The sequence below is a fragment of the Frateuria sp. genome, assembly GCF_035944355.1.
Taxonomy (GTDB): Bacteria; Pseudomonadota; Gammaproteobacteria; order Xanthomonadales; family Rhodanobacteraceae; genus Frateuria_A.
On sequence record NZ_DASZBH010000016.1, the window covers coordinates 41284 to 55645 of the forward strand.

Annotated in this window: 13 protein-coding genes; 6 read left to right on the top strand and 7 right to left on the bottom strand. The window is 70.4% G+C overall.

Annotated features, from left to right (window positions below; translation table 11 throughout):
• The first annotated feature begins 134 nt into the window (after window positions 1-134).
• From VGU03_RS13100 to VGU03_RS13125, 6 genes are all read left to right on the top strand, one after another.
• On the top strand, window positions 135-3323 hold the full coding sequence (locus VGU03_RS13100; protein ID WP_327481213.1) for an efflux RND transporter permease subunit: 3189 nt from the start codon (window positions 135-137) through the stop codon (window positions 3321-3323).
• 1 nt (window position 3324) lies between these two features.
• Window positions 3325-4758 (top strand): efflux transporter outer membrane subunit, encoded by a 1434-nt coding sequence (locus VGU03_RS13105; RefSeq protein WP_327481215.1) that lies wholly within the window; start codon window positions 3325-3327, stop codon window positions 4756-4758.
• A 148-nt stretch (window positions 4759-4906) separates the two neighbouring features.
• Window positions 4907-6610, top strand: coding sequence for a hypothetical protein (locus VGU03_RS13110; RefSeq protein ID WP_327481217.1), 1704 nt, complete (start codon window positions 4907-4909; stop codon window positions 6608-6610).
• A gap of 66 nt (window positions 6611-6676) precedes the next feature.
• Window positions 6677-7786, top strand: a complete 1110-nt coding sequence (locus VGU03_RS13115) for a sensor histidine kinase (RefSeq protein ID WP_327481219.1) — start codon at window positions 6677-6679, stop codon at window positions 7784-7786.
• On the top strand, window positions 7783-8535 hold the full coding sequence (locus VGU03_RS13120; RefSeq protein WP_327481221.1) for a LytR/AlgR family response regulator transcription factor: 753 nt from the start codon (window positions 7783-7785) through the stop codon (window positions 8533-8535). Before VGU03_RS13115 ends, VGU03_RS13120 begins: the two co-directional genes overlap by 4 nt.
• Before the next feature lie 117 nt (window positions 8536-8652).
• Entirely contained in the window at window positions 8653-9624 is a 972-nt protein-coding gene (locus VGU03_RS13125; RefSeq protein ID WP_327481223.1) for a hypothetical protein, read from the top strand.
• 19 nt (window positions 9625-9643) lie between these two features.
• Here VGU03_RS13125 and VGU03_RS13130 read toward each other — a convergent pair whose 3' ends face one another.
• The 7 genes from VGU03_RS13130 to VGU03_RS13160 all read right to left on the bottom strand — a co-directional run bounded on the left by VGU03_RS13130 (window position 9644) and on the right by VGU03_RS13160 (window position 14089).
• Entirely contained in the window at window positions 9644-10783 is a 1140-nt protein-coding gene (locus VGU03_RS13130) for an AI-2E family transporter (protein WP_327481225.1), read from the bottom strand.
• Entirely contained in the window at window positions 10780-11061 is a 282-nt protein-coding gene (locus VGU03_RS13135) for a hypothetical protein (protein ID WP_327481227.1), read from the bottom strand. The genes VGU03_RS13130 and VGU03_RS13135 overlap by 4 nt, the downstream gene beginning before the upstream one ends.
• Window positions 11058-11510 carry an ABC transporter ATP-binding protein gene (locus VGU03_RS13140; RefSeq protein WP_327481229.1) on the bottom strand — a complete coding sequence of 151 codons (453 nt, stop codon included), beginning with the start codon at window positions 11508-11510 and terminating at the stop codon, window positions 11058-11060. The genes VGU03_RS13135 and VGU03_RS13140 overlap by 4 nt, the downstream gene beginning before the upstream one ends.
• Before the next feature lie 24 nt (window positions 11511-11534).
• Window positions 11535-11894 carry a DUF883 family protein gene (locus VGU03_RS13145; protein WP_327482105.1) on the bottom strand — a complete coding sequence of 120 codons (360 nt, stop codon included), beginning with the start codon at window positions 11892-11894 and terminating at the stop codon, window positions 11535-11537.
• A gap of 119 nt (window positions 11895-12013) precedes the next feature.
• On the bottom strand, window positions 12014-12169 hold the full coding sequence (locus tag VGU03_RS13150; protein ID WP_291192069.1) for a DUF1328 family protein: 156 nt from the start codon (window positions 12167-12169) through the stop codon (window positions 12014-12016).
• Window positions 12170-12293: 124 nt separating this feature from the next.
• Entirely contained in the window at window positions 12294-12914 is a 621-nt protein-coding gene (locus VGU03_RS13155) for a YbhB/YbcL family Raf kinase inhibitor-like protein (protein ID WP_327481234.1), read from the bottom strand.
• Between the two features lie 77 nt (window positions 12915-12991).
• Entirely contained in the window at window positions 12992-14089 is a 1098-nt protein-coding gene (locus VGU03_RS13160; RefSeq protein WP_327481236.1) for a PQQ-dependent sugar dehydrogenase, read from the bottom strand.
• Window positions 14090-14362 lie beyond the last annotated feature (273 nt).

The following is a 14362-nucleotide window of genomic DNA, read 5'->3' on the forward strand; positions in this document are numbered from 1 at the left end:
GACGGCCGCCACAGGGGAATCAACAGCTCCCTCTTCCGCCCCGGCGGGAGAGGGCCGGGAGCCGGCGTCCCGCGCAAGGGCGCCCTTCCAGCCTTCCCTCCGCGGAAGGCACCGATGCACCAGGGAAACCAACGATGAAACTCGCCCAATATTTCGTGGAACGGCCGATCCTCGCCGGCGTGCTGTCGGTGCTGATCGTGATCGCCGGCGCGATCTCGCTGTTCAAGCTGCCGATCGGCGAATACCCCGAGGTGGTGCCGCCCACGGTGGTGGTGCGCGCCAGCTATCCCGGCGCCAACCCCAAGGTGATCGCCGCCACCGTCGCCACGCCGCTGGAGGAACAGATCAACGGCGTCGAGGGCATGCTCTACACCTCCTCGCAGGCCACCAGCGACGGCGCCATGACGCTGACGGTGACCTTCGCGCTGGGCACCAACCTGGACAACGCCCAGGTGCAGGTGCAGAACCGGGTGGCGCAGGCCTTGCCGCGCCTGCCGGAGGAAGTGCAGCGGCTGGGCGTGACCACGCAGAAGAGTTCGCCCGACCTGACCATGGTCGTGCACCTGATCTCGCCCGATCAGCGCTACGACATGCTGTACCTGTCCAACTACGCGCGGCTGCACATCAAGGACCAGCTCGCGCGGCTGGACGGTGTGGGCGACGTGCAGCTGTTCGGCGCCGGCGAGTACTCGATGCGCGTGTGGCTCGACCCGGAGAAGCTGGCCATGCGCGGCCTGACCACGGGCGACGTGGTCAACGCGATCCGCGAGCAGAACGTGGACGTGGCCGCCGGCTCGCTGAACGCGCCGCCGGCGCCCAATGGCGCGGCCTTCCAGCTCAACATCAACACGCGTGGCCGCCTGGTGACCGAGGACGACTTCGCCAGCATCGTTCTGCGCACGACCAAGGACGGCGCGGTCACGCACCTGCGCGACGTGGCGCGGGTGGAGCTGGGCTCGAACAACTACGCGCTGCGCAGCCTGCTCGACAACAAGCCGGCGGTGGCGCTGCCGATCTTCGCCCGTCCCGGCTCCAACGCGATCCAGATCTCCGACGAGGTGCGCGCCACCATGGCGCGGCTGAAGTCCGAGTTCCCGCAGGGCGTCGACTACAAGATCGTCTACGACCCGACCGTGTTCGTGCGCGGCTCGATCGAGGCGGTGGTGCACACGCTGTTCGAGGCGATCCTGCTGGTCGTACTGGTGGTGATCCTGTTCCTGCAGACTTGGCGCGCCTCGATCATCCCGTTGGTGGCGGTGCCGGTCTCGCTGGTGGGCACCTTCGCGGTGATGTACCTGGCCGGCTTCTCGCTCAACGCCTTGAGCCTGTTCGGCCTGGTGCTCGCCATCGGCATCGTGGTGGACGACGCCATCGTGGTGGTGGAGAACGTCGAGCGGCACATCGAGCATGGGCTCAAACCCAAGGAAGCCACCCGCCGCGCGATGACCGAGGTGACCGGGCCGATCGTGGCCACCGCGCTGGTGCTGTGCGCGGTGTTCATCCCGGCGGCCTTCATCAGCGGCCTGACCGGCGAGTTCTACCGCCAGTTCGCGCTGACCATCGCGATCTCCACGGTGATTTCCGCGTTCAACTCGCTGACTTTGAGCCCGGCGCTGTCCGCCCTGCTGCTCAAGGAGCACGGCGCGCCGAAGGACCGCTTCAGCATCCTGCTCGAGCGCGCGTTCGGCTGGCTGTTCCGCCCGTTCAACCGGATGTTCGTGCGCGGCGCGGACCGCTACGTCGGCGGCGTGCGCCGCGTGCTGGGCAAGGGTGCGCCGGCGCTGGTGATCTACGGTGCGCTGGTGCTGCTGGGCGTGTTCGGCTTCGTCCACGTGCCGACCGGCTTCGTGCCTTCGCAGGACAAGCAGTACCTGGTGTCCTTCGCGCAGCTGCCCGATGCCGCCTCGCTCGACCGCAGCGAGGACGTGATCCGCCGCATGAGCGAGATCGCCCTCAAGCAACCTGGCGTGGAGAGCGCGGTGGCGTTCCCGGGCCTGTCGATCAACGGCTTCACCAACTCGCCGAACTCCGGCATCGTCTTTGTCACTTTGAAGCCGTTCGAGGAACGGCGCAGCGCCGAACTCTCCGCCGGCGCCATCGCCGGCGCGCTCAACCAGAAGTACGCGGCGATCCAGGACGCCTACATCGCCGTGTTCCCGCCGCCGCCGGTGATGGGCCTGGGCACGATCGGCGGTTTCCGCATCCAGGTCGAGGACCGAAGCGACCAGGGCTTCGAGGAGCTCTACAAGCAGACGCAGAATCTGATCGGCAAAAGCCAGCAGGTACCGGCGCTGGCCGGACTGTTCTCCAGCTACCAGGTGAGCGTGCCGCAGATCGACGCCGAGGTGGACCGCGAGAAGGCCAAGGCCGAGGGCGTGAACCTGGTCGACGTCTACCAGACCATGCAGGCCTACATGGGCTCGCTCTACGTCAACGACTTCAACCGCTTCGGGCGCACCTACCAGGTCAACGTATCGGCCGAGCCGGGCTTCCGCCGCGAGCCGAAGGACATCCTGCAGCTGAAGACGCGCAACGCGGCGGGCGTGGCGATCCCGCTGGGTTCATTCGTCACCGTACGTCAGGGCGTCGGACCCGACCGCGTGCAGCACTACAACGGCTACCCGACCGCCGAGATCAACGGCGGTCCGGCGCCGGGCTACAGCTCCGGCCAGGCGCAGGCGGCGATGGAGAAGCTGGCCCGCGACAACCTGCCCAACGGCATGAGCTACGAATGGACCGAGCTCACCTACCAGCAGATCCTGGCCGGCAACACCGCGGTGCTGGTCTTCCCGCTGTGCGTGCTCCTGGTGTTCCTGGTGCTGGCCTCGCTGTACGAGAGCCTGACCTTGCCGCTGGCGGTGATCCTGATCGTGCCGATGGTGCTGCTCTCGGCGATCGCCGGCGTGTGGCTGTCCGGCGGCGACAACAACATCTTCACCCAGATCGGTTTGATCGTGCTGGTAGGCCTGGCCTGCAAGAACGCCATCCTGATCGTGGAGTTCGCCCGAGAGGCGCAGATCCACGAAGGCCTGGACCGCCGGCAGGCGGTGCTGGAAGCCGCACGCCTGCGGTTGCGCCCGATCCTGATGACGTCGTTCGCTTTCATCATGGGCGTGGTGCCGCTGGTGACCTCGCACGGCGCCGGCGCGGAGATGCGCCACGCGATGGGCGTGGCGGTGTTCTCCGGCATGTTGGGCGTGACCTTCTTCGGGCTGCTGTTCACCCCGCTGTTCTACGTGATCGTGCGTGGCTGGAGCGAGCGCGCGGCGGCAAGGCGTGCCGCGCACCATCCCGCCCTGCCGACGGCGATCGAGGAGCATTGAGATGACTTCGCTGTTACGTACCGGCGCGCTTGCGAGCGCGCTCGCGCTGGCCGGCTGCATCAACGTCGGCCCGGACTACCACCGCCCGGTGGAGAAGCCGGTCGCGCTGCAAGGCGTCGACGCCTCACGCCAGTCCAGCGCCGACTTCCAGGCCGACTGGTGGAAGCAGTTCGGCGACCCGACGCTCGACGCCCTGATCTCGCGCGCGGCAAGGAACGCGCCGGACCTGAAGATCGCGCTGGCCCGCCTCGGCGAAGCGCGCGCCCTGCTCGGCGCCGCGCGCTCCGAACAGTGGCCCGACATCGAGACCGGCGCGAGCTACACGCGCAGCCGCGGCCAGACGCCGGGCCTGGGCGAGCGGCGCACCACCACGACCGCCTACCAGGCCGGTTTCGACGCCAGCTGGGAACTGGACCTGTTCGGCGGCGTGCGCCGCGGCGTCGAGGCCGCGCGCGCGGACAGCGACGCGGCGACGGCCTCGCTCCAGGACGCGCAGGTGACGCTGTTCGCCGAGGTCGCGCGCAACTACTTCGACCTGCGCGGCACGCAGCTGCGGATCGAGGTGGCCGAGCGCGACGTCGGCAACCAGCGCGAGGCGCTGGAGCTGATCCAGAGCCGCGCCGCGCTCGGTACCGGGTCGGAGCAGGACGTGGCCAGCGCCCGCGCCCGGCTGGCCGGTGTCGAGGCCACGCTGCCGGTACTGCGCACGCAGGCGCAGGCCGACGGCTTCCGCCTGGCGGTGCTGCTGGGCGAGCGACCCGGCGCGCTGGACGTCGACCTGTCGAGCGCGCATTTCACGCCGATCGATACCGTGCTCGCCATCGGCGACGCCGATGACGTGCTCAGGCGCCGCCCGGACATCCGCGTCGCCGAACGCGAGCTCGCCGCCGCCACCGCGCGCATCGGCGTGGCCAAGGCCGACTGGTTCCCGCACGTCACGCTGGGCGGCTTCCTCGGCTTCCTGGCCGGGCGCAGCAACGACTTCGGCGGCCCGGCGACGCGCGCCTGGTCGGTCGCGCCCAGCATCCGCTGGTCGGGCCTGAACGTGCAGCGCGTGCGCTCGGGCGTGAAGGCCAGCGAAGCGCGCGCCGACGCCGCGCTCGCCATCTACCAGCGCACCGTGCTGCGCGCGCTGGAGGACGTGGACAACGCGCTGGTGGGCTACAACCAGCAACGCGAGCGCGTGCAGCACCTGCTCGACCAGGCCCAGCAAAGCGAGCGGGCGGCGCAACTGGCGAAGATCCGCTACGAGGCCGGCGCGATCGACTATCTGGAACTGCTCGACGCCCAGCGCACGCAGCTTTCGGCCGAAGACCAGCTGGCTGAAGCGGAGACCGGCATCAACCTGCGCGCCATCGCTCTGTACAAGGCGCTCGGCGGCGGCTGGCAGGCCTGCGCCGACGCGCGCTGCGGCGCACTGGCCGCGGCGCGCTGACGGCCCGGCGGGCGGCGCGAGCCGCCGGCCATCGGCTCGTGCCGCTGGTCACGCCGGCGCGACCGCCTGCCCCATCCCGCGCGACGGCGATGCGCGGCGGACCTAGCCTGCGGCCCTGCCGCACGAGCGGACGCCATCGGGACAAGCCATGCATCGGATCCATCTGCTCACCCTGTGGCTGGCAAGCGCCCTGCCGGCGCTCGCCATCGCCCAGGATGCGCCCATGCTGTTCGCGCCGGGAGTGATTTCCGGGCCGCAGGGCGCGGGCGCCGCCGCGTTCATGCCTGACGGCAACACGGTCTATTTCATGCGCGGTACCGGCCAGGGCGATGGCTTGAACGTGTTCGAAGCGCACCGCAGCGCGAGCGGTTGGTCGACGCCCCGACCGGCGCCGTTTTCCGGCCACTGGCGCGACCTCGATCCGACGATGGCGCCGGACGGCTCCTACCTGCTGTTCGTTTCCAACCGGCCGGCGCGCGGCGGTGCGCCGGTCGACATGACTTACGACGGCAAGCGCTATCCCGGCCGCGGCATGAACCTGTGGCGGGTCGACCGCAAGGGCGACGGCTGGACCGCGCCGGTGCGCCTGCCCGACCTGGTCAACAGCTGCCCGACGACCTTCGCGCCGAGCGTCACCGCCGATGGCGGCCTCTACTACATCGGCTGCGACGGCGCGCGCCAGCCCTTGCACCTGATGCATGCGGCCTACCGGCAAGGCCGTTACCTCGCGCCCGAGGTGGTCAAGCTCGCCGACGCGGAAACGACGATCCGCGATCCGGCCGTCGCGCCCGACGGTTCGTTCCTGGTGGTCAGCCAGAAGCGCGCGCCGAGCCCGGCCTACCGCCTGGCGATCGCCTTCCGCACGCCGGACGGCTGGACCACGCCGCAGGACCTGGGGGACATCGCCAACCAGGGTACGAGCAACATGAGCAGCCAGCTCGGTCCCGACCATCGCACCCTGTACTTTTCCAGCGACCGTGCCACCGGCCAGGGCGGCAGCGGCGGCAACGACAACCTGTGGCGGCTCTCGCTCGCGCCGTGGATCGCCGCCGGTCCCGCGGTGGATGCGCCATGGACGCTGCCCGACGACGCCTCGCCGGCCTTCAGCCGCGACGGGCGCGCGGTGGTGTTCTCACGCGGCCGCGCCGCCACGCGCCGCGTGTACGTCTCGCAGCGGCAGCGCGCGCTCTGGTCGGCACCGCGACCGGCGCCGTTCTCGGGCCAGGCCTGGATGGACCTGGAGCCGGCGATGGCACCGGACGGCTCCTACCTGGTGTTCGTCTCCAACCGGCCGGCGCTGCCGGGCGGCAAAGCGCTCGATGGCGCCTACGAGGGACAGTCCGCGCCCGGCCGCGGCGGCAACCTGTGGCGCGTGGACCGCACCGCGGACGGCTGGGGCGAGCCGGTCCGCCTGCCCTTGCCGCTGAACGCCGGCACGTCGGTCTATGCGCCGGCCGTGGCGGCGGACGGCAGCGTGTACTTCATGCAGCCGGACCCGGCGACCGGCCACTTCCGGCTGTGTCGCAGCCGCTTCGCGCACGGCCGTTACCAGGCGCCCGAGCCGCTGTCCTTCAGCGACGGCCGGGTGGCCGACTACGATCCGGCGATCGCGCCGGACCAGTCCTACATCGTGTTCAGTTCCGACCGGCCGCCCTCGACCGCAGGCAGCAGCGCGATCTTCATCGCGTTCGCCCATGACCAGGGCTGGGGCACGCCGATTCCGCTGGGCCCGTCCGGCATCGAGTCGCGCCTGGCACCTGACCTGTCCGGCCTGTACTTCAGCGGTCCGGACCGGCGCATTCACCGCTTCGCGCTCGCCGCCTGGCTCGAGCAGCACGCCACGGGTCGATGAGGCATCTTTTCCCGGCCGCCGGCAGCCTGCACACTGCAAGGCCCTGGCCTGCGCGGGAGCGCTGCGATGGAACCTGTCCGCGGAGGCTTTGCGCCCGCGCAACCCACGACGCGGCTCGGGCGCCAGGCGCTGGCGTTCGTCTTCTGGACCTTGCTGGCGCTCTCCTACACGCTCAGCGCCGGCCTGTCGTCGATCAGCGAGGGGCATCCGCCCGGCTGGGCGCGCGTGCTGGTGTGGAACCTGTCCAACTTCTGGCTGTGGATGGCGCTGGTGCCGCTGGTGGCCTGGCTCGGACGGCGCGGCGCGGACGGCGGCTGGCGCCGCTTCTGCGCGGTGCACGTGCCGGCGGGGTTGGTGGTGGCGTTGCTGCACATGCTGGTGCAGCTGTCCCTGTTCTGGTTCGTGTGCGGCCCCGGGCGCATGCCGGTGCACACGCTGGGCAGCTACGTCGCCATGGAGTTCGCCTACAGCTACCACCTGGCGGTGCTCACCTACTGGATCATCCTGGTGGTGCTGCGCGGCCTGGAATCGCGACGGCGGCTGCGCGACGAACAGCTGCGCAGCGCGCAGTTGCAGACCCAGCTGGCGCAGGCGCAACTGCAGGCGCTGCGCATGCAGCTGCAACCGCATTTCCTGTTCAACACGCTCAACGCCATTTCGGCGCTGGCGCTGGCCGATCCGCTGCAGGCGCGGCTGATGATCGCGCGGCTGAGCGACCTGCTGCGCCTGACGCTGGAGGAGCGCCACGCCGCCGAGATCCCGCTGGCGCGGGAGATGGAATTCCTGCGTTGCTACCTGGAGATCCAGCAGGTGCGCTTCCAGGACCGGCTGGACACGCGGCTGGACGTGGCGCAGGACACGCTGCGCGCGGCGGTGCCCAGCATGATCCTGCAGCCGCTGGTGGAGAACGCGCTGCGCCATGGCCTGCTGGCCAAGCCCGAGCCGGGCACCCTGCATATCGCCAGCCGCCGCGACGGCGACCTGCTGCACCTGCGCATCGACGACGACGGCCTGGGCCTGCCGCCGGACGGACCGCTCGAGGGCCTGGGCCTGGGCAACACGCGGGCGCGGCTGGCCGTGCTGTTCGGCGCGGCGGCCAGCCTGGAACTCAACCGCAGGGCCGAGGGCGGCACGCGGGTGGAACTGCGCCTGCCCTTCCGCGAGCACGCGGCATGAATACCGGACCGATCCGCACCCTGCTGGTCGACGACGAAGTGCTGGCCCGCCTGGCGCTGCGCCAGGCGCTGGCGGCGCACGCGGACTTCGAGATCGTCGGCGAATGCGGCAACGCCGCCGAGGCGATGCAGGCGGTGGCCGCGCTCGCGCCGGATCTCCTGTTCCTGGACATCCGCATGCCGGGCCTGGACGGCTTCCGGCTGCTGCACCAGCTCAGGCCCGACACGCTGCCGATGGTGGTGTTCGCCACCGCCTACGGCCAGCACGCGCTGCGGGCGTTCGACGCCAACGCGCTGGACTACGTCCTGAAGCCCCTCGACCAGGCGCGTTTCGACCAGGCCCTGGCGCGCGTGCGCCGGCACTGGCGCGGACTGCACGCGCGCACACCGGCCGGCATCTCGCCGGCGACGGGCGGGCCGGTGCAGCGGCTGAGCGTGCGCGTGGGCGAGCATATCCGCGTGATCGCGGTGGAAACCATCGACTGGATCGAAGCCGACGGCAACTACGTGCACATCCACGTGGGCAAGCAGGCCTACCTGCACCGCGAGACGCTGCGGGGCCTGCTCGCCGCGCTCGATCCCGGCCGCTTCCTGCGCATCCACCGCGGCACGCTGGTGAACGTCGAACGCATCCGCGAGATCCACCCGCTGTTCCAGGGCAACGCGGAGGTGGTGCTGCACGATGGCACGCGGCTGAACCTGAGCCGGCGCTTCCGCCTGCACGCCCGGCGCGCGCTCGGCATGGCCTAAACGCCCTGGCCGGCGCAGGACGGCCGCCGGGCCCGCCGTGGCGACCGCTCGTCACAAACCGGCGGCGGCCGGGGCGAAGGCCAAGCACGCTGGCCGCTCCCTCCGCGAGAACTGCGCATGCGACTGCCCCGCTCCGCCTGGGCCCTGGCCCTTGCCCTGGCCTGTGCCACCTGCTCCGCCGCCGAACTGGTCGGCGCCGGCGTGATCTCCACCGGCCTGCAGGAAACCTCCGCCGCGGTCTCGCCGGACGGCGCCACGCTGTTCTTCATGCGCTCGGACTTCGCCGAGAAGGACGACACCATCCTGGTCTCGCACCTCGAAGGAGGCCACTGGTCGAGGCCCGAGGTCGCCCCGTTCTCCGGTCGCTGGCACGATTCGGAGCCGGCCTACGCGCCGGACGGCAGGCGCCTCTACTTCGTATCCAACCGTCCGCTGCGCGCGGGCGGCCCGGCGCTGGAGGTCGAGCAGTCCGGCCAGCGCTTCGCCGGCACCAACCTCTGGTACGTGGAGCGCCGGGCGGACGGTCGCTGGAGCGAGCCGGTGCACGTCGATGGCGCGCTCAACGACGGCGCGCAGCTGTACAACCCCTCGATCGCGGCCAACGGCGACATCTATTTCTCCGCCCATCGGCCGGACTCGGGCCGGCTCTATCAGATCTATGTGGCGCGGCGCACCGCCCAAGGCTATGCGGCGCCCGAGCGCGTGGACCTGGGCGACGCCTCGCGCAACCGCATGGATCCCTGCATCGACCCGCAGCAGCGCTTCCTGCTGTTCGCCGGCAACGAGGGCGACGCGCTGGGCAGCGCGGACATCTACATAGCCTTCCGCCAGGGCGACGGCCGCTGGGGCAAGCCCGAGCACCTGGGCGGCGAGGTCAACACCGCCAGCCTGGAGAACGCGCCTTCGCTCGGGCCGCATTTCGGCGAACTCTACGTGTCGAGCAACCGCGAGGAAGCACCGCGCCTTCCCAAGCCGCGCGACGATTCCGGTTCGCTGCAACGGCGGCTGGAAGGGCCGCTCAACGGCTCGCGCAACCTCTGGCGTTTCGACATCGCCGACGTGCTGCGCGAGCACGGGATCGGGCGCTGACCCCGCACGTCCGGTCCGCCTAGCGCTGCGCCATCACCGCGAACCAGCGCCAGCCGCGCACGCGTTCGGCGACCAGCTTGCAGCTGGTCAGCATCGGCACCGCCAGCAGCGCGCCGGGGATGCCCCACAGCCAGCCCCACACCAGCAGCCAGATCAGGATCGCGATCGGCGACAGGCGCATGCGGTGGCCCTGGATCATCGGCGTGATCAGGTTGCCCTCGATCGCGGTCATGCCGGCGAAGGTCAGCGCCGGCAGCAGCGCCGTACCGATCTCGTGGGCATTGATCAGGCCCACCAGCGCCAGCACGATCGTGGTGACGATGGCGCCCACGTAGGGGATGAAGTTGGCCATCATCGCCACCGCGCCCCACAGCAGCGGATCGGGTACGTGGTAGAGCCACAGCATCAGCGTGGTCAGGGCGCCGAGGGTCGCGTTGATAAGCAACGCAGTGAGCAGGTAGCGCGAGACTTCGACCTGGATGCTGCGCACGATCTCCACCGCGTGGCGCTTGTAGGCGAAGCTCGGCGAGATCTCCACCAGCCGGCGCAGCAGCGAGTCGCCGTAGATCAGGAAGAAGAACACCAGCAGCACCACCGTGAGCACCGCGGCCAGCACCTTGGGTGCGGTGGAGACCACGTCCCAGGCGGAGATCGCCACCGCGGTCGGCTGCGTCGGCGTGGCCCGCACCGGTTCGCCGACCAGGCTCTGCGTGGCGCGGTTGGCCGCCTCCAGCGGCTTGGTCACGCTGCGCAGCTTGGGCACGAAGCTCTTGATCGCCGCCGGTGCGCCGTGGAACCAGCCCAGCGCCGGCTGCGTCAGCGCGCCGATGCCTGCGCCCAGTCCGGTCAGCAGGGCGAGCATCAGCACGCTGGCGGTCAGCCAGCGCGGCAGCCGATGGCGCGCGCCGGCGGCCACGATCGGATTGAGCGCCAGCCCGATGAACGCGGCCAGCACCAGCGGGATCAGCAGCACGCGCGTGATCGTGACGGTGTAGAGCAGCGCCAGCACCAGCAAGGCGTTGAGCACGAAGCGCACCGCCAGCAGGTGGCGCCGCAACGCGCGTGCCGCGCGCAGCGGCGGCGGCGGCGTGGCCGGCAGCACGGCCGCGGGCGCCACGTCGACCGCAGCCGGCGTGACGTCGGGATCGGGCAGGTTCATGCGTCCTCGGTGGTGGCGTGCGCCAGGAAGCCCGCACCCAGGGCGGTCAGTTCGCTCATCACGCCGCCGATCAGCCCGCTCATGCCCGGCAGGCGCATCGGATGCACGTCCATGCGGCCCATCACCAGGCCGGCACCGGCGGCGACACCCAGGACGACGAGCGGATGCCGCTCGCCGCGCGCGAGCAGGGCCGAGGCCGGCACGGCGACCGCGCGGCGCGCCTCGCTCATACGTTGTTGCGCGGACCGTACCCGCGCGTGCTGGCCGAACATGCTCATGCCGCGTCCTCCCGTTCCACCCGGCGCCGGGCCCGTGCCCGCGTCGCGCGCATCATCGCACTCCATTCGGTGCGCGTGGCGGGCAGGGTCATCCAGTGCATGCAGCGGCGGAAGAACATGATCGCTACCAGCAGGAACACCAGTTGCAGCGCGGCCAGCGTCAGCAGGGCCCAGACCCAGGAAGCGAACCACTTGGCCAGCAGCACGCCGACCAGCGCCAGCAGGGTCAGGCCCAGGCCCACGCCGGCGATGGTGGCGGCCAGGCCCGCCAGCAGCATCCAGGAGATCGCGCTGCGCGCCAGGCCGATTTCGGCCGACAGCAATTCCAGCTGCGCGCCGAACAGTTCCTTGATGGCGACGCCGAGCTGGCTCAGCTCGGCGAGCACGCCCGTGTGCGGCGGCGGCGTCCCGGCGCCACCCTCGGGGTCGGATTGTTCGGCCTCAGGCATCCCTGGCACCCGTCAGCGAAAGGATCAGCGGCGCAGGATACGCCCCAGCAACCAGCCTGCGCCCACGGCGATGGCGATCGACTGAAGTGGCTTCTCGCGCACGTAGGCGCGCGCCTGCGTCATCCAGGCGTCGGCCTTGTCCATGGTTTCATCGCGCAGTTCACGGCCGCGATCGGCCAGGTCCGCGGCCTTGTCGTTGGCACGGTGCGCCGCGCCGGCGGCCTTGTCGGTGGCGTGATGTACGCCGGCTTCGACCTTGTCGGCGGTGTCGTTGACCACCTGCTTGGTGCGCGCCACCGCCTCGGAGGTGGCGTGCTTGACACGCTCCGCGCTCTGGTCGATACGGTCATTTGCCTTGGACTGGCCGCCGGCCACATCGGCCATTCGCGCGTTGGCCATCGCCGGGTTCGATACCGCCGGATTCAAGCCGTTGTCACGCGGGTTGGATGAACTGTGGGTGGAGTTGGTCATGGCGTTCTCCCGGTGTTAGGTGACGCCGCCGCTCAACTGGCGCGGCGGAAGAAGGCGATGATCGCCAGGATCAGGAAAATGATGAACAGGATCTTCGCGATGCCGGCGGCAGCGCCTGCGATGCCGCCGAAACCGAGGATGGCAGCGATGATGGCGATGACCAGAAAGACGATGGCGTAGTGCAGCATGACGGCTTCCTCATGGGTGGGGAGCGGATTCCCTTGTGGGCCGGCCTGCAAGGCCAGACGCTTTCCATTCATCCACAGGGGCTGCCATCTGCATGTGAAGAGGCGCGTGCCAGCGTGCCTTCGTTCATGACGCGTGGGGATGGATCGCGTAGGTACCGGTCAGTTCCGCGCTCGCCAGCACGTGCCCGGCCATCGCCGCACGCAGCTGGTCGACCCCGAAGCCGGCGGCCAGGCCTAGCGACGCCACGTCGAGCGCATGCAGCCGGAAGTGGTAGCGGTGAACGCGTGCGTCGTTCCACGGCGGGCAAGGGCCGTCGTAGCCGAGGTAGGTGCCGGCCATCTGCGGGTCGGCGGCGAACCAGCCGCTGTAGTCGTTCTCGCCCTGCACGCTGCCGGGCGGCCCCGAGGGCGCACGCTTGCCGCGCGGGGTGATGCCACGGCTGCACGAGCCTTCGCCCAGTTCGCCGCACTCGGCCGGGATGTCGGCCATCAGCCAGTGCACGAACTCCACGCGCGGCAGGTCGGCGCTGACCGTGCGGCCTTCCTTGTTGACGTCGTCGCCGCGGCTGGGCGCATCGGAATCGATGCAGGTGAGCACGAACGAGCGCGTGCCCGGCGGCGCATCGCGCCATGCCAGGTGTGGGCTCAGGTTGTCGGACAGGGCGATCGGCTCGCCGGGCTTGCCGAAGGCGCACCTGGCCGGGATCGGCTGGCCGTGCTGGAAATCGTCGCTGCGCAGTTGCATGGGATTGTCCTTCGGTGATCATGGCGCCGGGCGCCGCACGGGAAATTGCGCCCCCTGCAGGGACGGAGCGCGGCGCGTTAGCGGCCGGCCTTGTCGTAGGTCACGCGGTACACCGCACCGGCCAGGTCGTCGCTCACCAGCAGGCTGCCGTCCGGCAGCATCTGCACGTCCACCGGTCGGCCCCAGGCCTGCTCGTCCTGCTCGAAGCCGGTGATGAACGGCTCGTAGGAAGCCACCTTGCCGCCCTCCAGCCGCACGGCCATCACGCGATAGCCGGACTTCTTCGTGCGGTTCCAGGAGCCGTGCTCGGCGACGAAGATCGCGCCCTGGTAATGCGCGGGGAACTGCCTGCCGGTGTAGAAGCGCATGCCCAGCGAGGCCACGTGCGCGCCGAGCTTGAGCACCGGCGGGGCGTAGTCCTTGCAGTTGTGGCCCTTGCCGAACTCCGGATCGAGGACGTCGCCCTGGTGGCAGTAGGGGTAGCCGAAGTGCTCGCCCACGCGGTCGAGCCGGTTGAGCTCGTCGCTGGGCACGTCGTCGCCCATCAGGTCGCGGCCGTTGTCGGTGAACCACAGTTTGCCGGTGGCGGGTTGCCAGTCGAAGCCGACCGTATTGCGAATGCCGTAGGCGACGTCCTGGAGGCCCGTGCCGTCGGAATTCATGCGGGTCAGCTTGGCGTAGTCCTTGTCCTTGTCGCAGATGTTGCATGGCGCGCCGATCGGCACGTAGAGCTTGCCGTCCGGACCGAAGGCGATGAACTTCCAGCCGTGGTGCGTCTCGGTGGGATATTTGTCGTAGACGACCTGGGGTTTGGGTGGGTCGTCCAGGTGGTCCTCGATGTCGCGCAGCACCAGGATGCGGCTGACCGCCGAGACGTACAGATCACCCTTGTGGAAGGCCACGCCCACCGGCAGCTGCAGGCCGCTGGCGATCACCCGCACCTTGTCCGCGCGACCGTCGTGGTGGGTATCGGTGAGCGCATAGACCTTGCCCGCGTCCATGGAGCCGACGAACACGGTGCCCTTGGCGCCCAGCGCCAGCTCCCGCGCCTGCGGCACCTGGTCCGAATACACCGCGATGTGGAAGCCCTTGGGCAGGGTCAGCCGGTCCAGCGCCGGTGCGGCCCACGCCGGCGCCACGACCAGGGCCAGCAGCAGCGAAAGCAGTACGCGCATGAGGCATCTCCTTGCAGCGGAAAGGCCAGCGTAGCGCCGATGCCGTTAAGCCGGAAGGATGCGCCGGCCGTCGGGCATCGCCGGCGCGGTGGCCGACTGTCGTGCCCGTGGCCGGCAGCGGCAGCCGGGACGGCGGCGTCTCGCGCCGCGTGCTCGGCTACCTGCTCACCTGGCTGGCCGAGCGCAAGGCCTGGGGTGTTCGTCGGGCGCGCGAGCGCTGCATGCCGGCCGCTGGATGTCCGCCCGCCCACGCTGCAAATGTTGCAGCCGAGC

Bases quoted from the DNA above. Each gene is read 5' to 3' on its own strand.
- VGU03_RS13100 (WP_327481213.1), top strand. From the start codon at position 135: ATGAAACTCGCCCAATATTTCGTGGAACGGCCGATCCTCGCCGGCGTG.
- VGU03_RS13105 (WP_327481215.1), top strand. From the start codon at position 3,325: ATGACTTCGCTGTTACGTACCGGCGCGCTTGCGAGCGCGCTCGCGCTG.
- VGU03_RS13110 (WP_327481217.1), top strand. From the start codon at position 4,907: ATGCATCGGATCCATCTGCTCACCCTGTGGCTGGCAAGCGCCCTGCCG.
- VGU03_RS13115 (WP_327481219.1), top strand. From the start codon at position 6,677: ATGGAACCTGTCCGCGGAGGCTTTGCGCCCGCGCAACCCACGACGCGG.
- VGU03_RS13120 (WP_327481221.1), top strand. From the start codon at position 7,783: ATGAATACCGGACCGATCCGCACCCTGCTGGTCGACGACGAAGTGCTG.
- VGU03_RS13125 (WP_327481223.1), top strand. From the start codon at position 8,653: ATGCGACTGCCCCGCTCCGCCTGGGCCCTGGCCCTTGCCCTGGCCTGT.
- VGU03_RS13130 (WP_327481225.1), bottom strand. From the start codon at position 10,783: ATGAACCTGCCCGATCCCGACGTCACGCCGGCTGCGGTCGACGTGGCG.
- VGU03_RS13135 (WP_327481227.1), bottom strand. From the start codon at position 11,061: ATGAGCATGTTCGGCCAGCACGCGCGGGTACGGTCCGCGCAACAACGT.
- VGU03_RS13140 (WP_327481229.1), bottom strand. From the start codon at position 11,510: ATGCCTGAGGCCGAACAATCCGACCCCGAGGGTGGCGCCGGGACGCCG.
- VGU03_RS13145 (WP_327482105.1), bottom strand. From the start codon at position 11,894: ATGGCCGATGTGGCCGGCGGCCAGTCCAAGGCAAATGACCGTATCGAC.
- VGU03_RS13150 (WP_291192069.1), bottom strand. From the start codon at position 12,169: ATGCTGCACTACGCCATCGTCTTTCTGGTCATCGCCATCATCGCTGCC.
- VGU03_RS13155 (WP_327481234.1), bottom strand. From the start codon at position 12,914: ATGCAACTGCGCAGCGACGATTTCCAGCACGGCCAGCCGATCCCGGCC.
- VGU03_RS13160 (WP_327481236.1), bottom strand. From the start codon at position 14,089: ATGCGCGTACTGCTTTCGCTGCTGCTGGCCCTGGTCGTGGCGCCGGCG.